At 69.0% G+C, this 23,863-nt stretch carries 22 protein-coding genes, 1 tRNA gene and 1 other RNA gene; 11 read left to right on the plus strand and 13 right to left on the minus strand.

Features of this window, described 5'->3' with window-relative positions; translation table 11 throughout:
• The first annotated feature begins 37 nt into the window (after nucleotides 1-37).
• Nucleotides 38-613 (plus strand): hypothetical protein, encoded by a 576-nt coding sequence (locus PIR02_16895; GenBank protein WZH36418.1) that lies wholly within the window; start codon nucleotides 38-40, stop codon nucleotides 611-613.
• A 36-nt stretch (nucleotides 614-649) separates the two neighbouring features.
• On the opposite strand, the gene PIR02_16900 is transcribed toward PIR02_16895, so the two are convergent.
• The 5 genes from PIR02_16900 to PIR02_16920 form a co-directional block, all read right to left on the minus strand.
• Nucleotides 650-725, minus strand: a tRNA-Val gene (locus PIR02_16900).
• A gap of 14 nt (nucleotides 726-739) precedes the next feature.
• A complete protein-coding gene (locus PIR02_16905; protein ID WZH36419.1) occupies nucleotides 740-2,041 on the minus strand; it encodes a hypothetical protein in 1,302 nt (433 codons plus the stop codon).
• On the minus strand, nucleotides 2,038-2,370 hold the full coding sequence (locus tag PIR02_16910; GenBank protein WZH36420.1) for a hypothetical protein: 333 nt from the start codon (nucleotides 2,368-2,370) through the stop codon (nucleotides 2,038-2,040). Before PIR02_16910 ends, PIR02_16905 begins: the two co-directional genes overlap by 4 nt.
• The gene (locus PIR02_16915) at nucleotides 2,367-3,587 is read right to left on the minus strand and encodes a hypothetical protein (protein ID WZH36421.1); all 1,221 of its coding nucleotides are present in this window, start codon (nucleotides 3,585-3,587) and stop codon (nucleotides 2,367-2,369) included. The genes PIR02_16910 and PIR02_16915 overlap by 4 nt, the downstream gene beginning before the upstream one ends.
• Nucleotides 3,584-3,898 carry a DUF6507 family protein gene (locus PIR02_16920; GenBank protein ID WZH36422.1) on the minus strand — a complete coding sequence of 105 codons (315 nt, stop codon included), beginning with the start codon at nucleotides 3,896-3,898 and terminating at the stop codon, nucleotides 3,584-3,586. The genes PIR02_16915 and PIR02_16920 overlap by 4 nt, the downstream gene beginning before the upstream one ends.
• Nucleotides 3,899-3,985: 87 nt before the next feature.
• Here PIR02_16920 and PIR02_16925 point away from each other — a divergent pair, with 87 nt between their 5' ends.
• The 3 genes from PIR02_16925 to rnpB all read left to right on the plus strand — a co-directional run bounded on the left by PIR02_16925 (nucleotide 3,986) and on the right by rnpB (nucleotide 6,849).
• Nucleotides 3,986-4,714, plus strand: coding sequence for a C4-type zinc ribbon domain-containing protein (locus tag PIR02_16925; GenBank protein ID WZH36423.1), 729 nt, complete (start codon nucleotides 3,986-3,988; stop codon nucleotides 4,712-4,714).
• Between the two features lie 6 nt (nucleotides 4,715-4,720).
• Entirely contained in the window at nucleotides 4,721-6,436 is a 1,716-nt protein-coding gene (locus PIR02_16930; protein WZH39032.1) for a bifunctional 3'-5' exonuclease/DNA polymerase, read from the plus strand.
• Nucleotides 6,437-6,482: 46 nt separating this feature from the next.
• An RNA gene (gene rnpB, locus PIR02_16935) (RNase P RNA component class A) lies at nucleotides 6,483-6,849 on the plus strand.
• Nucleotides 6,850-7,216: 367 nt separating this feature from the next.
• Here rnpB and PIR02_16940 read toward each other — a convergent pair.
• From PIR02_16940 to PIR02_16950, 3 genes are all read right to left on the minus strand, one after another.
• A complete protein-coding gene (locus PIR02_16940; GenBank protein ID WZH36424.1) occupies nucleotides 7,217-8,425 on the minus strand; it encodes an IS110 family transposase in 1,209 nt (402 codons plus the stop codon).
• A 258-nt stretch (nucleotides 8,426-8,683) separates the two neighbouring features.
• A complete protein-coding gene (locus tag PIR02_16945; protein ID WZH36425.1) occupies nucleotides 8,684-9,892 on the minus strand; it encodes an IS110 family transposase in 1,209 nt (402 codons plus the stop codon).
• Nucleotides 9,893-10,303: 411 nt separating this feature from the next.
• Nucleotides 10,304-10,909, minus strand: coding sequence for a TetR family transcriptional regulator (locus PIR02_16950; protein WZH36426.1), 606 nt, complete (start codon nucleotides 10,907-10,909; stop codon nucleotides 10,304-10,306).
• Nucleotides 10,910-10,978: 69 nt separating this feature from the next.
• Here PIR02_16950 and PIR02_16955 point away from each other — a divergent pair, with 69 nt between their 5' ends.
• Entirely contained in the window at nucleotides 10,979-11,554 is a 576-nt protein-coding gene (locus PIR02_16955; protein WZH36427.1) for a dihydrofolate reductase family protein, read from the plus strand.
• 66 nt (nucleotides 11,555-11,620) lie between these two features.
• On the opposite strand, the gene PIR02_16960 is transcribed toward PIR02_16955, so the two are convergent.
• Together PIR02_16960 and PIR02_16965 are read right to left on the minus strand one after the other, a co-directional pair.
• Nucleotides 11,621-12,004 (minus strand): DUF732 domain-containing protein, encoded by a 384-nt coding sequence (locus PIR02_16960; protein ID WZH36428.1) that lies wholly within the window; start codon nucleotides 12,002-12,004, stop codon nucleotides 11,621-11,623.
• Between the two features lie 44 nt (nucleotides 12,005-12,048).
• Entirely contained in the window at nucleotides 12,049-12,834 is a 786-nt protein-coding gene (locus tag PIR02_16965; protein WZH36429.1) for an ROK family protein, read from the minus strand.
• A 99-nt stretch (nucleotides 12,835-12,933) separates the two neighbouring features.
• Between PIR02_16965 and PIR02_16970 the strand changes: the two genes are divergently transcribed.
• From PIR02_16970 to PIR02_16980, 3 genes are read left to right on the plus strand one after another with little or no spacing between them, the layout of a single operon-like run.
• Nucleotides 12,934-13,119 (plus strand): SPOR domain-containing protein, encoded by a 186-nt coding sequence (locus PIR02_16970; GenBank protein ID WZH36430.1) that lies wholly within the window; start codon nucleotides 12,934-12,936, stop codon nucleotides 13,117-13,119.
• Nucleotides 13,120-13,172: 53 nt separating this feature from the next.
• Nucleotides 13,173-14,513 carry a glutamine synthetase family protein gene (locus PIR02_16975; GenBank protein ID WZH39033.1) on the plus strand — a complete coding sequence of 447 codons (1,341 nt, stop codon included), beginning with the start codon at nucleotides 13,173-13,175 and terminating at the stop codon, nucleotides 14,511-14,513.
• Nucleotides 14,514-14,537: 24 nt separating this feature from the next.
• Entirely contained in the window at nucleotides 14,538-17,525 is a 2,988-nt protein-coding gene (locus PIR02_16980) for a bifunctional [glutamine synthetase] adenylyltransferase/[glutamine synthetase]-adenylyl-L-tyrosine phosphorylase (GenBank protein ID WZH36431.1), read from the plus strand.
• 56 nt (nucleotides 17,526-17,581) lie between these two features.
• Here the strand turns inward: PIR02_16980 and PIR02_16985 are convergent, their stop codons facing one another.
• Complete coding sequence (locus PIR02_16985; protein ID WZH36432.1) at nucleotides 17,582-19,273, minus strand: long-chain-fatty-acid--CoA ligase; 1,692 nt, start codon at nucleotides 19,271-19,273, stop codon at nucleotides 17,582-17,584.
• A gap of 200 nt (nucleotides 19,274-19,473) precedes the next feature.
• Here PIR02_16985 and PIR02_16990 point away from each other — a divergent pair, with 200 nt between their 5' ends.
• A complete protein-coding gene (locus tag PIR02_16990) occupies nucleotides 19,474-19,785 on the plus strand; it encodes a DUF2277 domain-containing protein (GenBank protein ID WZH36433.1) in 312 nt (103 codons plus the stop codon).
• Between the two features lie 119 nt (nucleotides 19,786-19,904).
• Here PIR02_16990 and glnA read toward each other — a convergent pair whose 3' ends face one another.
• Nucleotides 19,905-21,329: a type I glutamate--ammonia ligase gene (glnA, locus tag PIR02_16995; GenBank protein ID WZH36434.1), complete on the minus strand. Its 1,425-nt coding sequence runs from the start codon at nucleotides 21,327-21,329 to the stop codon at nucleotides 19,905-19,907.
• A gap of 101 nt (nucleotides 21,330-21,430) precedes the next feature.
• On the opposite strand from glnA, the gene PIR02_17000 reads away from it, so the two are divergent.
• On the plus strand, nucleotides 21,431-21,889 hold the full coding sequence (locus PIR02_17000; protein ID WZH36435.1) for an RDD family protein: 459 nt from the start codon (nucleotides 21,431-21,433) through the stop codon (nucleotides 21,887-21,889).
• A 40-nt stretch (nucleotides 21,890-21,929) separates the two neighbouring features.
• Here the strand turns inward: PIR02_17000 and PIR02_17005 are convergent, their stop codons facing one another.
• Nucleotides 21,930-22,640 carry a DUF4191 domain-containing protein gene (locus PIR02_17005; GenBank protein WZH36436.1) on the minus strand — a complete coding sequence of 237 codons (711 nt, stop codon included), beginning with the start codon at nucleotides 22,638-22,640 and terminating at the stop codon, nucleotides 21,930-21,932.
• A 22-nt stretch (nucleotides 22,641-22,662) separates the two neighbouring features.
• On the opposite strand from PIR02_17005, the gene PIR02_17010 reads away from it, so the two are divergent.
• Nucleotides 22,663-23,853 carry a hypothetical protein gene (locus PIR02_17010; GenBank protein WZH36437.1) on the plus strand — a complete coding sequence of 397 codons (1,191 nt, stop codon included), beginning with the start codon at nucleotides 22,663-22,665 and terminating at the stop codon, nucleotides 23,851-23,853.
• Nucleotides 23,854-23,863: the final 10 nt, after the last annotated feature.

The following is a 23,863-nucleotide window of genomic DNA, read 5'->3' on the forward strand; positions in this document are numbered from 1 at the left end:
CCCGCCCGCTCTCCCGGGCCTTGCTAGGTTGTCGGGCATGAAAGGTCGTCGTTCCGAGATCCTCATCGCATCGCTCCTCAGTCTTGCGCTCCTTTCCGGGTGCAGCGCGATCGGTGCCCAGACGCCCGAGGAAGATCCCGCTGACGACGCGGTCGACGATCAGGTCGGCGCGACCGTCCCCTTCCCGCGCGTGACCAGCTGCGACGAGGTCACCGCAGCCATTCCCGCTTTCGCAGTCGACATGGACCTGGTGGGCGAAGCGGTCGATGACAGCGGCATCATGTGCCTGTGGGCGGCCCCGGAAGGCGGCCCGTCCGCCTCCATCCTCGTCGCCCAGAACACCATGCCCACGGAAGAGGAATCGGCGGCCGCGGCCAAGATGATCAACCTCGAGTCCACGTACTTCACGAATCCGCAACTGAGCGCTCTCGGGGGTGTGGCGACACGGTGGACGGCCGACGGTTCCCCCGACACGGTCGGGTACACAACTGTCTACGTACCGGGCGTCTCCGTCGAGATGCACCGGGGCGAAGACGGCCCGGACGGCGACACGTCCTACGCTCCCGACGACACGGAAGCCATCGACGTCGCCCTGGCGATCTTGAAGCTCTGACGCGTCACGACCCGCGGAACTCCCGCGCGTGTTCTATGGTGGGCCCTGCCGGGATCGAACCGACGACATCCACGGTGTAAACGTGGCGCTCTACCAGCTGAGCTAAAGGCCCGGGATGCCACGAGTCTAGCGGGACGGCGAGATCGGGACCTCCTCGAGCGATCGCGCGCATGTCTCGACCAGGAACGAGAACACCGCGAGGCTCGGATCGGTGGTCAGCTCGTGGACGCCGTCGACCGCGGGACCGACGCGCCGCCACCCGTTCCCGGGCGCGATGACGTCGTAGCGCTCGACCCCCGCCCCCTGCACGAGGACGTCGGTCCACGTTCCCCCGTCAGCAGAGACGCGGCTGTCGAGTTCCTCTGCCGCCACGGTCGTCGTGTCATCGTCGACCGGCCAGAACGGCTCGAGACCGACCCACGCTGCGACGAGGGCCGGTAGATGCTCGGGCACGACGAGCGCGAGGTGTCGCCGCTCCGGGTCGGCGCCGGCCGCCCCCGTCTGCAACTCGGCGATCGACGGATCGTGCGACACGACGATCCCCTGCGGCCCGGCGAACGCGACCAGCACCGCGGCGTGTCCACCGCGGCGCACCCTCACAACCAGGACGGGTGCCGTCGCCCCGAGGGCGCGAGAGACCGCGACTCCCGTCGGCGTGAGCCTCGCCGTGTCGTCGACGAGGCCGGCCGCGGCGAGTTCGGCGGCGGCATCCGTCCCGCGCACTCGTCGCACGAGCGCACCGAGGGGTGCCCCCAGCCGAGAGCGTGACGCCCCGGCGCGCAGTTCGGTGAGAGCTTCGACCGACACCGCCGGAGCGGTGGTGTCGAAAGGCGCGGGAGCGAACGGCGCCAGATCCTCGAGCGGGAATCCGACACGTCCGGATGCCGCGGCGTCGAGCGAGGCTGCTCCGGTTCCGCGTGCGGCGGCCTCGACGTCGGCCGGATCGGCGGTCAGACGCAGCTGCGCCGCGATCCACAGGAAGGTCGGTGTCAGCGTCCCGAGCTGCGCGGGCGTGGCACTGGCCGACAAGTGCACGTGATGCGTTCCGGTCGCCCAGACCGTCTTGGTGACGACGACGTCCGTCGCCCCCGCGGGGTAGACGAACGTGATCCGGCGCGCGCGGGCGAGGGTGGCATCCGGATCTTCATCCCACAGGTCGACACCCACCAGGCGGGCGCCCGGATGCTGAGTACCCGCGGCCAGGAGGGCGACCGCGGTCGCATCGGTCAGCGGTGCCGAGCTCTCGACCGCCGTGAGCACGAGATTCGGGCGAAAGCCCGCCTGCTCCCCTCGCAGCGTCAGGACGAGTTCTGCCCCGTCGTACGCGGACGCGGCGAAACTGTCGGGATAGCGCACGACGGCGTGCGGTGTGCGCTCCTCGAGGACCTCGGGAGCGGGAATGTGCTGGCCCGCAGCGAAGAGCTTCACGCGCGACCGCCCTTCGTCGTCAGGTCGTCGCCGCGCAGCGTGCGATACCACGCGGGCAGGAGGAAGCGAGGAAGCCAGAACGCGCCGACCACCGCGATGATCAGTAGCACAGCGGCGACCCCGAGCAGAGCGAAGAAGGCCGCCCGCGAGTACGCCTGCACGAGGACCGCAACGGCCGCGGTCGTGAAAGCCGCACCCAGCCACAGCCAGGCGAACCCGATCGTGCTGCCGAAGCCACGGCGCACGCGGATCCATCCCTTCCAGATGCCGGTGTACGCGATGACCCCGAGCACGAGGAACAGGACACCGACCAGGAACCCGGCGCTCACAGCAGTTCGCCCTGCGGCTGGGGCTCGACACCGAGGGGTCCCGGCGCCTCGATCGTGACGTTCTCTTGACGGATGCCGTCCATGACGTCCTGACCGATCTCCTGACCGCCCCACCCGCCGAGGACACCGCCGATGACGCCCCCGATGATTCCGCCGATGACCGTCCCCGGCCCCGGGAAGATCGATCCGATGCCGGCTCCGATGAGCGCACCACCCCACGCTCCACCCGCACCACCGGCGACCGATGAGCTGCCGACGACCGCGGTGTCGACCCACGCCTCCTGCTGGCGCTGTTCTTCGGTCCAGTCCGGATGACGGGTGAGGGTGTCGTTGTAGCTCTCGCCGTACACACTCCAGTAGGTCAGTCCCGCGCCGAGGATCGACAGGCCCTTCCCCGCGTGACCGGCCCAGGCCGGGGGCGTACCGATCCGTTCCGGGGCGAACTGCGGGTGACCGTTCCACCCGGGAAGACCTGAAATGCGCGGCGGGGTGTCGGGCAACAGGGTGCTCTCGAGCACCCAGACGCCGGACGGGCGCTGGACCCACACCTGCCCGTCGATCAACGAGCGCGGCCAGGTCGGGTTGATCTGTCCGGCCGTCAGCCGAATCTCCTCCGGGATGAAGGCGCCCGGTCCCGGCACCATGAGGGTGCCGCGGTAGCGCTCGAGGAGCTCGGCCGCCAGACCCTGCACGCCGGAGCCGATGTTGCCGTTCACGAACTCCAGGCCGTCGCCCATCGCCCAGGACCAGGAGGTCCGCAGCGCCCGCAGTGCCCGAGCGCACTCCTGGTCGGCCGCGGCGACGTCGGTCTCGAACAGCGCGCGCGTGCGGCCGACTTCGAAGACGGTCGGCGCATCCGGGTCGCGGTCGGCCGCGGGGAGGTCGCCCTGCGCGTCGACGGTGTCGAGATCGGTCACCAGGGCGGCTCGACGCGTCTCGAGAGACGTCAGCGTCTCGGCGTACGTCCGTAGCGCCGAGACGGCGGACGCGAGCGCGGTGGTGAGGTCATCGACGGCGAGCGGGAGCGTCGCCATGGCACCGTACGCGGTCTGCGCTTCGGGAGCCTCGTACACCGCGCTGAGCCCGCCCCAGCTGGTGGTGACGTTGGTCACGGCATCATCGAGCCCGTTGAGCGCGCTCTCGAGCGTGTCGGCGGCGGCCGACACCGCCGTCGAGCTGGGCACCGCGACCAGCGTCGAACTCGACGGGGTACTCACGGCTGCAGCCCGTTCATCGTCGACTGCGTCTGCGCCGCCATGTCGTAATCGGCCTGCTCGTACAGCGCGACGACACTCTCCGTCGTCTCGGTGACGGTCCTGACGTGCCGACGCACACCGGCGAGACGGATCAGGAACGGATCGGCGGCGACCTCGGCGAGCGCGGCCGAGGTCTCGCCGGCGCCCACGGCCTGTTGTGCCGAGGCGAAGGCGTTCGCGGTCGCGACGACGACGCCGTCGATCGCCTCGGCGTGTTCGTCGGTGGTGCGGCAGACGGCGCGCGCCTGCACGGGGTCGATGCTCCACGTCACGGTGATGGCATCCCTTCATCCGGGGGTCCGTATGTTCCAGGCTACCCACGCTCTCCGCGTGTCCCACCCCCGGGGTAGCGTGGAGTCGTGAACGCCGACCCCGCCGACCAGCGCAAACTGCTCGATCTCGCCGACCTCGATGGCCGTATCCGGCACGACGAACGCGTCGCCGCAAACCCGCCACAGGCGGCGCAGGTGCGCGACCTCCTCGCGCAGCGCTCCGCGCTCAGCCAGGAGCTGTCGATCCGGGCCAACACCCGGGACGATCTCACCGCCGAGATCGCACGGCTCGAATCCGACGTCACCGTGGTCGACGCGCGAATCGCACGCGACACCGAGCGGCTCGCGGCGTCGTCGAACCCCAAGCAGGCGCAGGGCTTCGAGAGCGAGCTCGCCGCCCTCGCTCGTCGCAAGAGCGACCTGGAAGACGTCGAGATCGCGCTGATGGAGCGCCTCGAAGCCGCCGACGCGGCCGTCGCCGAGCAGGAGGCGCTCATCGCCGAGACGAACGCGCGCGGTGCCGAGCTCAGCGCCGAGGCGAAGCGCGTCGTCTCCGAGGCCACCGACCGCCTCGAGGGGGCGCGCCGTGACCGCGAGGCCGTGTCGGGCTCGCTTCCCGCCGAGCTGCTCGCCCTGTACGAGCGACTCGCGGCGCGCGGCAACGGCGCGGGGCTTCTGCGTGCGGGAGCGTGCGAGGCGTGTCGCATGGTCCTTCCTCCGAGCGACCTCGCCGCCGTCCGGCGGGCCCAGACCGACGAGGTCGTGTTCTGCCCCGAGTGCGGGGCGATTCTCGTCCGCACCGAAGAGTCGCGGTGAGACACCCTGACGTCCGCGGTCTCTGACGCGGTCGTCGTCGGGCGCACGCCCTCCGGCGATGTCGCGCTGATCGTTCTGGATGCCACGGGCGCGGCATCCGACACCATCGTCGTCTCGCCACGCGACCTGCCCGAAACGATCCGGTTTCGCGAGAGCACGGGGCTCGTGCGGTGGATCTGGCATGACACGCGGGCCTGGTACACCGGGCTCCTCTCGGCGGGGGTCCGCGTCGCTCGGGCGTGGGATCTCCGACTCGTCCATTCCCTCTTGCGCGACGCGGCGGCGGTCGGCGACGATCACGGTCTCCGCGCGGCACGGGCGTGGGACGCCGCTCTTGCCGACACCGGGGTGACCGACACGCTCTTCGACCTCACCGACACGGCCTCCGGACCTCCCGACTCCGCTGATGCCGCTGTCGAGGAATACCGACGCCAACGCGCAACCCTCGAGTCGTCGACGGCTCCGGACGCGCTGCGTCTGTTGGCGGCAGCCGAGTCCGCGGGTGCGCTCATCGCCGTCGAGTTGCAGGCCGCGGGGCTGCCCTGGAGCGTCGACGCGCACGAGCGACTGCTCGAACGCGAGCTCGGGGAGCGTCGGGGGAGCGCGCTACCGGTGCGCCTCGAACAGGCGGCGAGCAGCGTCCGGGCGGCCCTCGGCGACCCGGCAGCGTCTCTCGACTCGCAACCACGACTCCTGCGGTCCCTGCACCGAGCCGGCCTGTTCGTCGAGTCGACGAGCAAGTGGGAGCTGACCGAGCACGATCACCCCGTGGTCGCCCCGCTGCTCGCCTACAAGAAGCTCATGCGCCTGCACACGGCGAACGGCTGGGCGTGGATGTCGGAGTGGGTGCGCGACGGGCGCTTCCGTCCCGTGTACGTGCCCGCCGGCGTCGTCACCGGACGCTGGGCCTCATCCGGCGGGGGCGCGTTGCAGATCCCGCGCCAGCTGCGGGTCGCGGTGCGCGCCGACCCGGGATGGACCCTCGTCACCGCGGACGTCGCGCAGCTCGAGCCCCGCGTGCTCGCCGCGATGGCGCGCGACACGGCTCTCGCCGATGCGGCGCGCGGCCGCGACCTCTACTCCGGCGTCGTCGACGCGGGCGCCGTGGCCACGCGCGCCGAGGCCAAGATCGCCATGCTCGGCGCGATGTACGGCGCGACGACGGGGGAGAGCGGACGACTTCTTCCTCGCCTCCGGCGCACGTTCCCTCGCGCCATGGCCCTGGTCGACGACGCCGCGCGCATCGGTGAGGAGGGGGGCGTCGTGTCGACCTGGCTGGGCCGGACCTCGCCAGGCCCGGGGGAGGCCTGGCGTGCGGTGCAATCCCGCGCCGGCGACGCCGAGGCATCCGGGATCGACGAAACCCGGGCTCGACGCTCGGCTCGGGACCGCGGACGTTTCACGCGCAACTTCGTCGTGCAGGGCACGGCCGCCGAGTGGGCTCTCGCCTGGCTCGCCGACCTGCGCGGGCGTCTGGCGGCGATCGAGCCGGTGGATACCGCTCACGCGGCCCCGCGATCAGGACCGGTGTTCGACCGACGTCCGCACCTGGCGTTCTACCTGCACGACGAGATCATCGTGCACACCCCGGTCGTGCACGCGGAAGCAGTCGCGGCCGCCGTCAGGGAGTCGGCGGAGGCCGCCGGGCGCCTGCTGTTCGGGTCGTTCCCCCTCGATTTCCCGCTGGACCTCAAGATCGGCGAGACGGCGGAGAAGGGCTGAGCGGGCGGAGCCCCACCCCGCCCGCCGGTAGACTCAGGGACGCGAATGGGTCGGCTGGACGGTCGCGTCACGGGTTCGCCCGTGCCGAGGAACGTCCGGGCTCCACAGGGCAGGACGGTGGGTAACGCCCACCCGGAGCAATCCGCGAGACAGTGCCACAGAGAGTAGACCGCCGCGGCCCGTCAGGGTCGAGGTAAGGGTGAAAGGGTGGTGTAAGAGACCACCGGGGTCGTGGTGACACGACCCGCGAGGTAAACCTCGTCCGGAGCAAGGCCAGACAGGGGATGACGACGCGGCTCGCCGAGTCCCCGGGTAGGCCGCTGGAGCGGCACGGCAACGTGTCGCCGAGAGAGATGACCGTCCACGGGGCTGATGCCCCCGGACAGAACCCGGCGTACAGGCCGGCCCATTCGCGCCTGAGGTCGGTCGCGGGCTCAAGCCGCGTTCACCAGCCCGATCATCTCGCAAGACGTCTTCGCGGTGGCTACGTCCGGAACATGCCAGACGCGGGGCCAGGCCACCGCTTTGAATGAGCTTTGGGCTGTTAAGCATCCCCGGTTCGGCGCCGTGTTGTGAACCTGGCGCCGAGCAGTTCGTCGTTGCTCAGTGCGTGCAGGCCGAGTCTGTGATCGCGGTTGCGCCTGAAGGGCAGGGACGGGGGTCAGGACTGGTGACGAGAAGAAGCGTCAACGGAAGGACCACCGCAACGACGACGGCGATGACGCCCATCACGATCCACGTGGACACCCTGCCTCGGGGGGGGTGCTCCTATGTCCTTTGTCAAGCTGCGAGGGGTAGTCGGGGTTGGTAGAGGGTGCCGTCGCGGAGCATGGCGTAGAGGACGTCGGAGCGTCGTCGGGCGAGGGCTATGAGGGCTTGGTTGTGTCGTTTGCCTTGGGCGATTTTGCGGTCGTAGTAGGCGCGAGAGTCGGGGTCGCGGAGCGCCGCGAAGGCGGAGAGGAACAGGGCGCGTTTGAGGATTTTGTTGCCGCGCCTGGAGGGGTGTTCGCCGCGGATGGAGGTGCCGGATCGTCGTGTGACGGGTGCGAGGCCGGCGTAGGCGGCGAGGTGCCCGGCGGTGGGGAAGGTCTTCCCTGCGACTTCGGTGAGGAGTCTGGCTGCCGTCCTGACGCCGACTCCCGGCATGCTCGTCAGGACGGGGTGAAGAGGGTGCGCCTCGACCAGGCGTTCGACCTCGGCGGCGATCTGGTCGCGCTGGGTGCGAAGCGTCTGGAGTTGCTCTGCCAGTCGCGGCAGGACGAGAGCTGCGGCGTTCGTGCCGGTGACGGTCACTGTCTGCTGTGCGAGTGCGGCGGCGATCTCCTCCGCCCAAACCCGTCCTTTGCGGGGTGCGTGCTTCAGGAGCAGGTTCCCGAGGCGCTTCACGCCAGCGGTGCGCAGGGCGTCTGGAGAGGGGTGCTTGCGTAGGAGGGCGAGCATCGCGGGGTGATCCAGGCGTGGCCCGATGACGCGTTCGAGGGTGGGATGGATCTGGGTGAGCAGCCCGCGGATGCGGTTGCTGACCTGGGTGATTTGCCCGGCGAGGTCGTCGTCGAAGCCGCAGAGCATCGTCAGTTCCGCTACCTGCTCGTCCGCGATGGCGATGGAGCGGAGCGTGTGGGGCATGGTGCGGGCGGTCTCGGCGATAATGGCCGCGTCCCTCGCGTCGGTCTTCGCCTCTCCAGGGTGCAGGTCGGCGATGCGCCGCATCGCCAGCCCCGGCAGGTAGCCGACGGTCGCGCCCGCGGCTTGGGCGACTGCGACAGGCAGGGCGCCGACGGTGGCTGGCTGGTCGACGACCAGCAACACAGGTCCGTGCTCCGCGAGGTCAGCGATGATCTGCCGCAGCCGGGTCTCGTCCTGCGGCAGCGCCCGATCCAGCAGGTGTTTCCCAGCGCGGTCGAGGGCGACGGCATGGTGCTCGCTCTTGCCGACGTCCAGCCCGACGAACACCGCGATGGTGTCGTAGCCGGCGATGGCTGTGGTCATTGTGCTCCTCCGTTCTGTCGTGCGAACGGCAACCGGAGGGGCGGCATGCCTCGGCATCCACGTTACGGACGGCCTCGCCAGCTGGCGGGTCGAGCTCCTATCAGCGATCACACACCGCCGACCAGGCCCGGCGACAACACCCCCCAGATCATGGGTGACAGGGGGCAGAGAGCCATACCGGGCCCGGCAGGCTGCCACCACTCAGCATGCCGCCGAGCGGATCACGGAAAAAGTAACGGGGTGCTCCTATGTCCTTTGTCAAGCTGCGAGGGGTAGTCGGGGTTGGTAGAGGGTGCCGTCGCGGAGCATGGCGTAGAGGACGTCGGAGCGTCGTCGGGCGAGGGCTATGAGGGCTTGGTTGTGTCGTTTGCCTTGGGCGATTTTGCGGTCGTAGTAGGCGCGAGAGTCGGGGTCGCGGAGCGCCGCGAAGGCGGAGAGGAACAGGGCGCGTTTGAGGATTTTGTTGCCGCGCCTGGAGGGGTGTTCGCCGCGGATGGAGGTGCCGGATCGTCGTGTGACGGGTGCGAGGCCGGCGTAGGCGGCGAGGTGCCCGGCGGTGGGGAAGGTCTTCCCTGCGACTTCGGTGAGGAGTCTGGCTGCCGTCCTGACGCCGACTCCCGGCATGCTCGTCAGGACGGGGTGAAGAGGGTGCGCCTCGACCAGGCGTTCGACCTCGGCGGCGATCTGGTCGCGCTGGGTGCGAAGCGTCTGGAGTTGCTCTGCCAGTCGCGGCAGGACGAGAGCTGCGGCGTTCGTGCCGGTGACGGTCACTGTCTGCTGTGCGAGTGCGGCGGCGATCTCCTCCGCCCAAACCCGTCCTTTGCGGGGTGCGTGCTTCAGGAGCAGGTTCCCGAGGCGCTTCACGCCAGCGGTGCGCAGGGCGTCTGGAGAGGGGTGCTTGCGTAGGAGGGCGAGCATCGCGGGGTGATCCAGGCGTGGCCCGATGACGCGTTCGAGGGTGGGATGGATCTGGGTGAGCAGCCCGCGGATGCGGTTGCTGACCTGGGTGATTTGCCCGGCGAGGTCGTCGTCGAAGCCGCAGAGCATCGTCAGTTCCGCTACCTGCTCGTCCGCGATGGCGATGGAGCGGAGCGTGTGGGGCATGGTGCGGGCGGTCTCGGCGATAATGGCCGCGTCCCTCGCGTCGGTCTTCGCCTCTCCAGGGTGCAGGTCGGCGATGCGCCGCATCGCCAGCCCCGGCAGGTAGCCGACGGTCGCGCCCGCGGCTTGGGCGACTGCGACAGGCAGGGCGCCGACGGTGGCTGGCTGGTCGACGACCAGCAACACAGGTCCGTGCTCCGCGAGGTCAGCGATGATCTGCCGCAGCCGGGTCTCGTCCTGCGGCAGCGCCCGATCCAGCAGGTGTTTCCCAGCGCGGTCGAGGGCGACGGCATGGTGCTCGCTCTTGCCGACGTCCAGCCCGACGAACACCGCGATGGTGTCGTAGCCGGCGATGGCTGTGGTCATTGTGCTCCTCCGTTCTGTCGTGCGAACGGCAACCGGAGGGGCGGCATGCCTCGGCATCCACGTTACGGACGGCCTCGCCAGCTGGCGGGTCGAGCTCCTATCAGCGATCACACACCGCCGACCAGGCCCGGCGACAACACCCCCCAGATCATGGGTGACAGGGGGCAGAGAGCCATACCGGGCCCGGCAGGCTGCCACCACTCAGCATGCCGCCGAGCGGATCACGGAAAAAGTAACGGGGGGGGGGGGGGGGGGGAATCACCCATGGCTGAGAGGTTACATCAGCAGACGTGGGATAGGAGCGCCAAGGCGCTACGCGACCAGCACCCGCCACTATGACCTCTGCAGCGCGTCGCTCGCCGTCAGCCGCATCACGCGCGCCGCGCCCGTGGTGAGATCGGGAGGAGCGGCCTAGCCGTCGCCGGGCGACCCGAGATCTCCGCTCGATCCTGCTTCCACCGGGAGGATGCGCGCCACCAACTCGTCGACCACCTCATCGAGGGTCAGGCCGGTCTCGAGGGGCACGGTGAGGCGGTCGAGCATGACCCCGTCGATCGCGTAGTGCAACAAGGCGATCTCGGTGGGCCCGCCAGGCAGGCCCGCAGCGGCGTTGAACGCGACGTCGTCTCGGAACGCACGCTGACGCCAGGCGCCGAGGGTCGTCGCCACGGAGGGTTTGCGCGATGCCTCGAGTCGGAGTTCGAAGAGCGCGAGCGAGACGTGCGGGTCGGCGCTGAGTCGGCGGACGACGTCGCGCACGTAGTCGGCGAACAGGGCCGCGTCGGCCGGGCGGTCGCCGGGGGAGTCGACGGGGTCGGGTGTCAGGCGTTCCTCGATCCGCGTCACGAGCGCGGCGATCAGGTCGTCACGAGTGGGGAAGTAGTTCGAGGCCGTGCCGCGCGGTGTCCCCGCGATGGCGTCGACGGCGCGATGCGTCAGGCCGCGAGCCCCTTCCTCGGCAAGAACTCGGATCCCCGCGTCAGCCAAAGCGGAACGTCGTTCATCATTGCGTGCCATGCCATCGATATTAGCCAAACCACGACATCTGTCGTACATTGGGCGTCATTCATCGTCAGGAGAGAAGAAATGCGTGAACTCGTGTACTACGTCGCCGTCAGTATCGACGGCTTCATCGCCGATCCGACCGGCGGTTTCGACGCGTTCCTCGTCGAAGGTGACCATTCGTCGGTTGTCTTCGAGGAGTACGCCGACGCGCTGCCCGCGCAGGTCCACGCAGCGCTCGGTATCGAACCGCCTCGGACACGTTTCGACACCGTGATCATGGGATGGAACACGCTCGCCCCGGCTCTCGCGGCCGGCATCACCAGCCCGTATCCGCACCTGCACCAGGTCGTCGCCAGCCGCCACGACCCTGACGTGGATCCGTCGGTCACGCTCACTGCCGACCCGCTCTCCGCGGTCCGCACCCTGAAGGCGGAGGAGGGTCGGGACATCTGGCTTTGCGGGGGAGGGCATCTCGCAGGCACCCTGCTCCCCGAGATCGATCGTCTCGTGCTGAAACGCAACCCCCTCGTGTTCGGCTCCGGAATCCCTCTGTTCGGCGACGCGGCGTACGCGCCCCGCAGGTTCGATCCCCTCGACACGCGCACGTTCAGCTCGGGTGTCCTCGTGGAGGAATACGTCGCACGCCGCGCTGGGTAAGCCGGGCAGGTGCGCCGGCATCGTGTCGTCTCGCGCTGCGAAGAGTGCCGGGGGCGCCTCCCGGGCTCAGTCGCAGAGGAACGCGTTCGCCGCCTCGGCGATCGCTGTCGAGTCAGCGCTCGAGACCGTCGCGGTACCGGGCACGGTCACGACGACCTGGTCGACTCCGATGCCCTCATCGAGCTGCCCGCAGGCGCTCTCTCCCGCGGCGACCAGCTGCTCGTCGCTCGCCGACGCGAGGGCACCGAGATTCGCCCGCACCTCGGTGAGGTACGCACCGTCGGCGCCTTGCGTCGCGCCGGGCTCGACGACGATCGTGGTGTCGCCGTTCGAGAACGTGCCGCTCTGCCCCGGGGTGACCGTGATGTTCTCCTGGGTCACCTCGCTCGTGCATCCCGAAAGAAGCACGACGGCGACAGCGGCGGCGAGGACGGCAGCGAAACGCTTCATGGCTTCACCCTAGTGAGCCGACACGTCGTCCGGGAGTCTCCGCGCTACTTCACCGCGGGCAGCGCCTCGGGCACCGGCACGGCCAACGACGCCGCCCCGATGATGCCGGCGTTGTTCCGGTGCTTCGCGGGAACGATCGGCGCCCGTAGTTTCAGCAGCGGCAGGAAGTTCTCCGAGTGCTTCGACACCCCTCCGCCGACCACGATGAGGTCGGGGCTGAAGAGGAACTCGACGTAGTCGTAGTACCACTGCAGACGCTTCGCCCACTTCTCCCAGGACAGTTCCTCACGCTCCATCGCGGAGTAAGCGGCGTAGCCCTCGGCATCCTTCTTGTGACCCGCGCGCTGCAGGTGTCCGAGCTCGCTGTTGGGGACGAGCACGCCGTCGTAGATCACCGCCGAACCGATACCGGTGCCGAGCGTGGTCAGGATGACGAGACCGTCGATGCCCTTCGCGGCGCCGTAACGCACCTCGGCGATTCCCGCGACGTCGGCGTCGTTCGCGAAATGGATGTCTCGTGAGAGGCCCTGCTCGAAGAACTCCTCCGCCTCGAAGCCGATCCACGAGCTCGACACGTTCGCCGCCGAGAGGGTGCGTCCCCCCTTCACGATCGCGGGGAACGCCACGCCCAGCGGCAGATCTGCGGGCGCCTCCAGGGTCGTCAAGACCTCCTTCACGGCGGCGAGGACATCGGCCGGCTCGGCGCCGGCGGGCGTCGCGACCTTCACTCGGTCGCTGATCAACTCCCCGGCATCCAGATCGACGATTCCCGCTTTGATGCCGGTTCCGCCGATGTCCACTCCGACCGCACGCGACGCATTCGTTGCCATGCCCTCCAGCCTATCCAGCCGAGGGGCCCGCATCAGTAGGATCGTCAGAGGCCCGGCGTACATCTGCCGCAGGCTCGTGACCCATCCCGAGGAGCGATCGTGAGCGACGAGAACGCGAAGTACTGGTACAACCTGGAGACCCACGAGGTGGAGCAGGGCTACGCGTCACCGGCGATCGACCGCGCCGGCCCGTTCGACACCGCCGAAGAGGCCGCACGCGCTCCCGAGATCCTGCGCGAACGCTCGAGGCAGTGGGCCGAAGACGACGCCCGCGACGACCGCTGAGTGATCGACAGCGCCACCCGCTGACCGCACCGTACTGAGAACGAGGGATGACGATGGACAAGCAGCGCGATTTCGTTCTGCGCACGATCGAAGAACGCGGCGTGAAGTTCGTGCGCCTGTGGTTCACCGATGTGATGGGCACCCTGAAGTCGGTGGCGATCGCCCCGGCCGAGGTGGAGGGCGCTTTCACCGAGGGCCTCGGATTCGACGGTTCCGCCATCGAGGGCCTCACGCGCTCGTACGAGTCGGACCTGCTCGCTCATCCCGACCCCACGACGTTCCAGATCCTGCCCTGGCGCGGTGAGATCGACCCGACCGCGCGCATGTTCTGCGACATCACCACGCCCGACGGGCAGCCCGCCGTCGCCGATCCGCGCCACGTGCTCAAGCGCACCCTCGCGAAGGCCGCCGACGCCGGGTTCACGTTCTACACGCATCCCGAGATCGAGTTCTACCTGCTGAAGTCGTCGCAGCTGGGCGCCGACGGGCGCCCCGTGCCCGTGGATTCCGCAGGGTACTTCGACAACGTGCCCGGGGGCACGGCGCACGACTTCCGCCGCCGTTCGGTCCGCATGCTCGAAGACCTCGGCATCTCTGTCGAGTTCAGCCACCACGAGGGCGGCCCCGGGCAGAACGAGATCGACCTGCGCTACGCCGACGCTCTCACGACGGCCGACAACATCATGACCTTCCGCACCGTGGTGAAGGAGGTCGCGATCGAGCAGGGCGTCTACGCGACGTTCATGCCGAAGCCCATCAGCGGCCAGCCGGGGAGCGGCATGCACACGCACCTGTCGCTCTTCGAGGGCGACATGAACGCGTTCTACGAAGAGGGTGCGCAGTACCAGCTGTCGAAGGTCGGTCGTCACTTCATCGCCGGTCTCCTGCGCCACGCCAACGAGATCTCGGCGGTGACCAACCAGTTCGTCAACTCCTACAAGCGCCTGTGGGGCGGCGACGAAGCGCCCAGCTTCATCTGCTGGGGACACAACAACCGCTCAGCCCTGGTCCGTGTGCCGCTGTACAAGCCGAACAAGGGCCAGTCGACCCGCGTCGAGTATCGCGCCCTCGACTCGGCGGCCAACCCGTACCTGTCGTACGCCCTCATGCTCGCCGCCGGGCTCAAGGGCATCGAGGAGGAGTACGAGCTCCCCGCGGAGGCCGAAGACAACGTCTGGTCGCTGACCGACTCCGAGCGTCGCGCGCTCGGCTACGCCCCGCTCCCCGCGAGCCTCGACCACGCTCTCGAGTACCTCGAGGAATCCGAGCTCGTCGCCGAGACGCTGGGGGAGCAGGTGTTCAAGTACGTGCTGCTCAACAAGCGCCGCGAGTGGCAGCAATACCGCGCCCAGGTGACGCCGTTCGAGCTCGCCAGCAACCTCGAGGCGCTCTGACGCCGGCTCCGACAAGGCACCACGATGTCGGGCGATCGATCGACGGCGCTCACCGCCCTCGCGCGCATCGGCTTCTCGCGACTCTCCGAAGCCGATGCGCTCCTGGGCGAGCTCGGCGACCTCGTCGGCGTCTCCCGGGAGGATGCCACGGCGCTCGTTCAGCGTGTCGCCGATCCTGACCGCGCCCTCTCGGCGATCGTGCAGATCGCCCGCCGGAACACCGACGCTGTTCGCACGTGCGCCGCGGATGCCGGTGCCTGGCGGGCGCTCTGGGACATCGTCGGCGCCTCCGACGGCTTCGCGGAGTTCTACCTGCGCCACCCGGAGGAGCTCGCTCACCTCACGGGCGCGGGCCTCACCGTCCCCGACGAGCAGTCGATGCGCGCGGAGCTCTTGGCATCCGTGGGCGATGAGAACGGCTTCGCCGCCGATGCCTCGGATGCCGCCTGGGTGACGCTGCGCGTGCACTACCGGCGGCTGCTCGCGCGGGTCGCCGCGTACGACCTCGGACAGGACGACCCCGCCGGCGCGATCGACATGGTCTCGGCCTCCCTCGCCGATCTGGCGGGAGCGGCGCTGGAGGCCTCGCTGAGCGTGGCTCGCGCGCGGGTCGCGGGACCTGGGCCCGCGACCTACCCCCGAACGCAGGTCGAGGCGACGCAGTTCGCGATCATCGCGATGGGCAAGACCGGGGCGCGCGAACTCAACTACGTCAGTGACGTCGACGTGATCTTCGTCGGCGGATCGGCGGACGAGGAGGTTGTCTCCGAAGCCCGCGCGATCGACATCGGCACGCGGCTCGCCGTGCAGACGATGCGCGGCATCTCGGGGCCGGAGATCGAGCCGCCCCTCTGGGAGGTCGACCCGAACCTCCGCCCCGAGGGAAAGCAGGGCGCGCTCGTGCGCAGCCTCGGCTCCCACCGCCAGTACTACGACCGCTGGGCGAAGAGCTGGGAGTTCCAGGCACTGCTCAAGGCCCGAGCGATCGCGGGCGACCCGCAGCTGGGTGCCGAGTACGTCGCGGCGATGCACCCCCTCGTCTGGCATAGCGCCGCGCGCGAGAACTTCGTCGAGGGCGTGCAGCGCATGCGGGAGCGCGTGACCGACCACATTCCGGCGAGCGAGGTGAATCGCCAGCTCAAACTCGGACCGGGTGGCATTCGCGACGTCGAGTTCACGGTGCAGCTGCTGCAGCTCGTGCACGGGCTCACCGACGAGCGCATCCGCCAGCGCGGCACTCTGGAGGCGCTCGACGCCCTGGTCGCCGAAGGGTACATCGGACGCTCCGAGGCGGAGGCGTTCGCGCGCGACTACCGCCTGCTCCGTCTCCTCGAGCACCGCCTGCAGCTCCGGGGGCTCCGGCGGACCGCGCTGCTGCCGGAGAAGCCCGACGACCTCCGTGTCCTCGCGCGGGCGACACGGCTGTCGGACTCCGCCGAGGGCGTCCAGGCGGCCTGGGAGGGGATCAAGCGCGAGGTCCGCGACATCCACGTCCGCCTGTTCTACCGCCCGCTCCTGTCGGCCGTGGCGGCCCTGCCCGAGGGGGAGCGGACGCTGTCGACGGAGCAGGCCCGCGACCGCTTGGCGGCGATCGGCTTCCGCGACCCGGCCGGAGCCCTGCGGCACATCGCGGCGCTCACGAGCGGTCTGAGTCGGAAGGCCACGATCCAGCGTCACCTCATGCCGGTGATGATCCGGTGGTTCGCAGACGGGGTCGATCCCGACTACGGGCTGCTCGTCTTTCGTCGCATCAGCGAACGTCTGGGCAACACCCCGTGGTTCCTCCGGGTGCTGCGGGACTCCGCGGGGGCCGCGGAGAGCCTCACTCGGGTGCTATCTGGTTCGCGCTACATCGGGGAGCTGATGGAGTGGATCCCCGAGGCCGTCGCCTGGCTCGATGACGACGCCCTCCTGCGCCCGCGGTCCGGCAAGGCCCTGGAAGACGAGGCGCGCGCCATCCAGACCCGGTGGCAGAACATCGACGACGCGATGCGCTCGGTGCGCGCCCTGCGGCGGCGCGAGATGCTCCGCGTCGCGATGGCCGCCGTGCTCGAAGTGGTCTCGCTCGAAGAGCTGTCGGACGCGCTCACCACGATCACCGAGACGACCATCCAGGCGACGTTGCGCGCCGTCCGCCGCGCGGTCGTCCCCCCGGAGGACGACGAGCTCGACTTCTCGATCATCGCGATGGGACGCTTCGGCGGTCGCGAGCTCGGTTTCGGGTCGGATGCTGACGTCATGTACGTCTATCGGGCGAACGGCCTCGACCCGCAGCGCGCGAGCACCCTCGCTCTCAAGATCGTCGCGGGACTCAGAGAGCACTCCGAAGACCACCGTCTCCCGCTCGAGCTCGACGCCGAACTGCGCCCGGAGGGCCGCAGCGGTCCGCTGGCCCGCTCGCTCGACGCGTACGCCGAGTACTACCGCCGCTGGTCGCTCTCCTGGGAGGCGCAAGCTCTCCTCCGAGCCCGCGGCATCGCCGGGAGCGTCAAGCTCATCGCCGACTTCATGGCGCTCGCCGACGAGGTGCGCTATCCCGAGAAGGCGGATCCGAACGGTCTTCGCGAGATCCGGCGCATCAAAGCCCGTGTCGAGAACGAGCGCCTGCCCCAGGGCGCCGATCCCGCCCGCCATCTGAAGCTCGGCCCGGGGTCGTTGAGCGATGTCGAATGGCTCGTGCAGATCATCCAGCTGCAGCACGCCCGTGCCGTCCCCGGCCTTCGCACCACCTCGACGCTCGGAGCGCTGAGCGCAGCGGTCGATGCGGGCCTCGTCCCCGCGGACGCAGCCGAGAAGCTCGCGGCATCCTGGCACCTCGCCAGCCGGCTTCGCTCGGCCAACACGCTTCTCTCCGGGCAGACGAGCGACGTTCTGCCGGCGGATCGCTCTCGCCTCGACGGCATCGGTCGGATCCTCGAGTACCCGCCGCGCTCGGCGACGAGGGTCGAAGAGGACTACCTCGCCGCCACGCGGCGCGCGCGCCGTGTGTTCGAGAAGCTCTTCTACGGCTGAGTCCGCAAGCGGAGGGATGCCACTGTCTCGGGCCCGTGCCATCCCTCCGACGCGCGTCACGACATGAGACGCTCGCGCACCTCTCGACGCAGCACCTTGCCGATCAGCGACCGCGGGAGATCGTCGACGACGACCACGCGGCGCGGCACCTTGTACGCGGCCAGCCGCGTCTTGCAGAAGTCGCGAACGGCCTCAGCGTCGAGGTCGACACCGTCGCGGACGACGATGGCCGCAGCGACGTCTTCCCCACCACGCGGCTTCGGCAGGGCGACGACCGCCGCGCCCTCGATGTCAGGGTGCGACACCAGCACGTCTTCCACCTCGCTCGGCGACACGTTGAAGCCACCCGTGATGATGATCTCTTTCAGCCGGTCGACGATCGTGACGAATCCGTCGGGCGAGACGGAGGCGATGTCGCCCGTTCGGAGCCACCCGCCGTCGAGCAAGGTCTCGGCGGTGTCGGCCGGACGGTTCCAATACCCCTGGAACACCTGCGGACCGCGCAGCAACAGCTCGCCGGTCTCGCCCAGCGCGAGGTCGGTTTCCGGATCGGCGGGATCGACGACGCGGATGTCGGTGGAGGGGAAGGGCACTCCGACCGTCCCCGGTCGCCGCGATGGTCCGATCGGATTTCCGAGCGCGACGGGCGAGGACTCCGTCATCCCGTATCCCTCCACCAGCAGCCCGCCGGTCGCGGCTTCCCAGCGGTCGACGGTCGCCACGGGCAGACTCATCGCGCCCGAGATCGCGAAGCGCACGGTCGACAGATCGATCGTGCCTCGGGCCGCCGCGCGCGCGAGTTGGTCGTAGATCGGGGGGACGGCCGGCAAGAAGGTCGGTGGGCTCTTACGGATCGCGGATGCCACGAGCTCGAGGTCGTACTTCGGGAAGAGCACGAGTTTCGCACCGATGCTCATCGCGAACGTCAGGCACAGGGTAAGCCCGTAGGCATGGAACAGGGGGAGAACGCCGTAGAACGTCTCCTCTCCGTCGCGCAGCCCCGGCACCCAGGCGCGCCCCTGCATCGCATTCGCGCGGAGGTTCGCGTGCGTCAGCACGGCGCCTTTCGGGTTGCCGGTCGTGCCGCTGGTGTACTGCAGCAGAGCGATGTCGTCGAGTCGGGGACCCGTGTGCTTGCGCGACAGCGAGCCGTGCGACAGCAGCGACTCCCACGCGCGGGGACGCTTCGACGTCGGCGTCGCCGTGAGCTGCGCACGCGCCTCGCGCGCTTTGCGTACGGGGAGCCGGAGCGCCAGACGCTTCGAGCGGGGCATCGCGGTGGTGATGTCGACGCTGATGACGTGTTCGAGGGCCAGGTCGGAGGGGAAGTCGGCGACGACGTCGGCGATCTTGTCCCACACGACGGCGAACCGTGCCCCGTGGTCTTCGAACTGGTGGCGCAACTCTCGTGGCGTGTAAAGCGGATTGTGCTCGATGACGATCGCACCGAGACGCAACGCCGCGTAGAAAGCCGCCACATGCTGGGGACAGTTCGGCAGCACGAGAGCGACCCGGTCACCGGCGCGCACGCCGAGGCGTCGCAGCCCCTCGGCGGCCCGGTCGATGAGACGCCCCAGGTCGCGGTACGACGTCGTGGCCCCGAAGAACTCGAGGGCCGGCTTCTTCCCGTGTCGCGAGACGCTCGCGGCCATCATCTCGGGCAGAGTCTGCGTGGGCTCATCGATCTCGTGCGGCACCCCGGTGGCATAGGAGTTCAGCCAGGGTCGCGAGGCGTAGGGGAGGGGCATGGCATCCATCCTTCCCTGGACCGCCGACACGACACCGGCATGGCACCTGTGGGGATGCCGGGAGCCTGGCGGCTCGAACGGCCTGCGGGCCCGGACCCGCGCCGATGACCGCGACGCATGCGGGCCCGTCTCCGCGCCGGAGCTGGTTCGATGAAGGAGACACTCTCGCGCTGAGCCGGAGATCGGCCTAGCCTGACGCCATGTGCCGCAACATCGTTCCCCTGCACAACTTCGAGCCGCCGGCCACCGACGACGAATGCCACGACGCCGCGCTGCAGTTCGTCCGCAAGATCGTGGGGACGACCAAGCCTTCGCGCGTCAACCAGGACGTGTTCGATCGCGCGGTCGCCGAGATCTCGGCATCCGTCCGCCATCTTCTCGACGACCTGGTGACGAACGCGCCGCCAAAGGTCCGCGAGCAGGAGGCGGCGAAACGTCAGGCCCGATCGGCCGAGCGCTACGAGGCGATCCGGGTGTTCCAGGAGCAGAAGCGCGCGGAGCGAGCGGGCTGACACCCCGCGCGCGACGAGTACCGGACCTTCCTGCGGGTGATTCAGATTGTCGACCGCAAACGTCGACGCCCGCCCCCGCGAAACGGCGGGGACGGGCGTCGACGTGGATGACCTGGCGATCAGACCCCGAAGTACAGCTCGTACTCGAAGGGGTGCGGGCGCTGAGCGATCGGCTGAATCTCGTTCTCGATCTTGTACTCGATCCAGGTCTCGATGAGCTCCTCGGTGAAGACGCCACCGGCGAGCAGGAACTCGTGGTCGGCACGGAGGGCCTCGAGCGAGTCGAGCAGCGAGTTGGGAACCTGCGGGATGTTCTTGGCCTCTTCGGCGGGCAGCTCGTAGAGGTCCTTGTCGACCGGCTCGTGCGGCTCGATGCGGTTCTTGATGCCGTCGAGGCCCGCCATGAGCTGTGCCGCGAAGGCGAGGTACGGGTTGCCCGAGGCGTCGGGCGCACGGAACTCGATGCGCTTGGCCTTGGGGTTCGAGCCCGTGATCGGGATACGGATGGCTGCCGAGCGGTTACCGGCCGAGTACACCAGGTTCACCGGCGCCTCGAAGCCCTTCACCAGCCGGTGGTAGCTGTTGAGCGTCGGGTTGGTGAAAGCGAGAACGGCGGGAGCGTGAGCCAGCAGTCCGCCGATGTACCACCGGGCGATGTCGGAGAGGCCGCCGTAGCCGGTCTCGTCGTAGAACAGCGGCTTGCCGTCGTTCCAGAGCGACTGGTGGGTGTGCATACCCGAGCCGTTGTCACCGAACAGCGGCTTGGGCATGAAGGTCGCGACCTTGCCCCACTCTTCCGCGGTGTTCTTGACGATGTACTTGAACTTCAGGATGTCGTCGGCCGCATGCACCATCGTGTCGAAGCGGTAGTTGATCTCCTGCTGACCGCCCGTGCCCACCTCGTGGTGCGAGCGCTCGAGCACGAAGCCGGCCTCGATCAGCTTGAGGGTGATGTCATCGCGCAGATCGGCGGTCTTGTCGACCGGCGAGACGGGGAAGTAGCCGCCCTTGTACGGGGTCTTGTTGGCGAGGTTTCCGCCCTCTTCGGCGCGGCCCGTGTTCCAGGCGCCTTCCTCGGAGTCGACCGAGTAGAAGCTCGAGTTCTGCTTCACTTCGTAGCGGACGTCGTCGAAGATGTAGAACTCGGCTTCGGGGGCGAAGAACGCGGTGTCGGCGATGCCGGTGGAGGCGAGGTACTTCTCCGCCTTCTTGGCGACCTGACGCGGGTCCTTGCCGTAGATCTCACCGTTGCGCGGGTTGTAGATGTCGAAGATCATCACGAGGGTCTTGGCCTCGCGGAACTGGTCGACATACGCGGTGGTCACGTCGGGAATGAGCTGCATGTCCGACTCGTGGATGTTCGCGAACCCGCGGATCGACGAGCCATCGAACAGTTGTCCGACGGTGAAGAACTCCTCGTCGACAGTCGAGGCGGGGATGTTGAAGTGCTGCTGCACACCAGGAAGGTCCGTGAAACGGATGTCGAGGAACTTGACGTCCTCGTCCTGGATGAACTTCAGCACCTCGGACGAATCTTTGAACATGAAGACTCCAGAGGTAGAACATTCGGGATGGGTTAGCCGCGGCTAGCCTCCTCGACCATACCCAGAACCGGTGTCTCGGTCATATCTCGCATGTTTCCGGCATGTTACGCGGGCACGATTACGCTGGTCACGTGACCGCTGCTGCCGACAACGACTACCCGGGCCAGCGGCTCGGCCTCCCCCGCGAGGGACGCGGCTCGATCGCCCGTCCGGGACGGCGGATCGCGGCCCTGCTGATCGACGTCGCGAGCGCCGGACTCATCGGATTCGCGTTCTTCTCCAGCCCCGATCCCGTCACCGGGGTACCCTTCGCGAACCCCATCGCGACGAACCTCATCTTCTTCGCCGCGCAGATCCTTTTCATCCCCCTCATCGGGGGAAGTCCCGGTCATCGGCTGATGGGGATGCGTCTGGAACTGGCAACCGGGGGCTGGGTCGGGGTCTGGCGACCGATCGTGCGGACGATCCTCCTGGCGGTCGTGATTCCCGCCGTCGTCTGGGATGCCGACCAACGAGGCCTGCACGACAAGGTCGTCGGAACCGTTCTCGTCCGCAGCTGAAACGAGAAAGGCCCCGCCGCAGCGGGGCCTTTCTCATCGATCAGCGCGGACGCGGTGCCCGCATCTTCGTCGGGTCGACGCCCTTCGGAATCGGCAACGACGCCAGGCCCTGCGACACGGAGGAGACACGCTTGATGACGGCCGCCATCGTGGCCCGGTCGACCTTCTTGGGCAAGCCCTTGATGGTCGACGCAAGGTCCTTGATGGCCACCTCGTCATCGCCGTGACCGACGTAGATGACGGTGATCGGCACGCCGGTGGCGACACGCTGTACGCGCGCACGCTCCTCGCCCATGAGACGGGAAAGACGCGTGCGCGACCCTTCGCCGATGAGGACGACGCCGCCGCGGCCGATCGCGCGGTACACAGCCTCCTGCGTGCGCGGGTTGACGCCGATCGGCGTTTCGGACGCCTGCCAGTTACGACCCAGCGACGACGACAAGACGTGGCCGGTGGCCCCCGGCATCCCGTCGATCTTCTTGTACATCGCGTGGGTGGACAGTCGCGTCATGGTGATCATCGCGCCCAGGATGCCGGCGAGGAGACCGGTGAAGCCCCACAGGATGACGCTCCAGACCGCCACCGGCGGAATGAGGAAGCCGACGAGCACGCCCAGTCCGATGCCCACGAGCACGATGCCGGCCAGCGCGAAAGGCAGCCAGCGGTACTCCTTCTGCGTGAAGGTGTAGAGGGTGCGAAGCTGCGAGAAGAATCCCGGACGCTTCTCAGGGGTGGAGGTACGAGCGGCCATGAGAACGATTCTATCTTCGTGCGTGACACCACCTCTCCTCCCCAAAGAGCTGATCCCGGAGAACATCCACGAACGACGCCCCTGGGTGACGAGCGCGGCGGAGAACGGCGACGATCGGGGGATGAACGCCGACCCCACCCCGACGGTCACCGAACGTCTCGACGACTACCTCCGACGTCGAGCCTGCAGCGGCCTGCCTCTGGCGCCGGGCGAAACCGTCACCATCGCGGTCGGTGTGCTCCGGGGATGCCACGACGCCGCCGACCGCGCCCGCGGTGCGGCGTGGGGTCTGACGGCGCGGGGCCGTCCAGTGCTGGTCGATGGCCCCGACGGCGAAGACGCCGTCGGGGCGACGGCGACCGTCCTGGCGGAGCTGGCACCACTGACGGCATCGGACGGTCGCGATCTCATCGAGCGGGCGCGGGATGCGATCTTGACGCAGCCTCCACGCGTCTGGGAGCAGTGGGAGCGCCGCCTGTTCGCGTGGGCTGAGCCCGTGCCACTCGTCCTTGGACCGCTCGCGCCACGGGACGACCCCGGTTCGCGCGAGACCACCTCAGTCGCGCAGACGTCGCCGTTCCTCGCTCTCGTCGACGACGACCTCGCATCGATGGCGTCGGAGGCCATACGCCGGTTCGTCGACGGCTGGCGAACATGGCGTCATCGCCGAGCGCTCGTCTTCGGCGTCGTGGCGGCGGGCGTCGCTGTTGTCCTCGCGATGGCGCTTCCGTCGGGGGAGCGAGGTACGGCCTCCGCCGACGACAGCGGGGCGACGACCCCGACTCACACCGCCTTATCGACTCCCTCGGTAAGCCCGAGCGCGTCCCACCCCCGGGATCTGACGCCGCCGCCCAGCCCTGAGTCGCGCGCCCCTGAGGCTCCCGCCCCCGACGCGGAGACCCCTGGGGCGGGCACCTCACCTGCGCCCCAGGCCGACGACGTCATCGCTGCCGCGGAGTCGCTGCTGACGGCGTGGGCTACCTGTGCCGATGACACGTCCTGCGAGCAGACCCTCCGCGAGGGGCGGGCCGAACCCGGTGAGGCACCGCCTCGAGACCCACGCGAGGCGGACATTTCGCTCGTCGATGACTTCGGCGGATTGGCCGTGGTACGCCTCGACGACGGCACTGCCCCGCAGTACGTGACGATCGTGCGCGCTAAAGACCGATGGCTGATCCGCGCCGTCAGAACGGTCGCGGACCAGCCATCATGAGCCGGGTGCG

This window comes from Microbacterium enclense (assembly GCA_038182865.1).
Taxonomy (GTDB): Bacteria; Actinomycetota; Actinomycetes; order Actinomycetales; family Microbacteriaceae; genus Microbacterium; species Microbacterium enclense_B.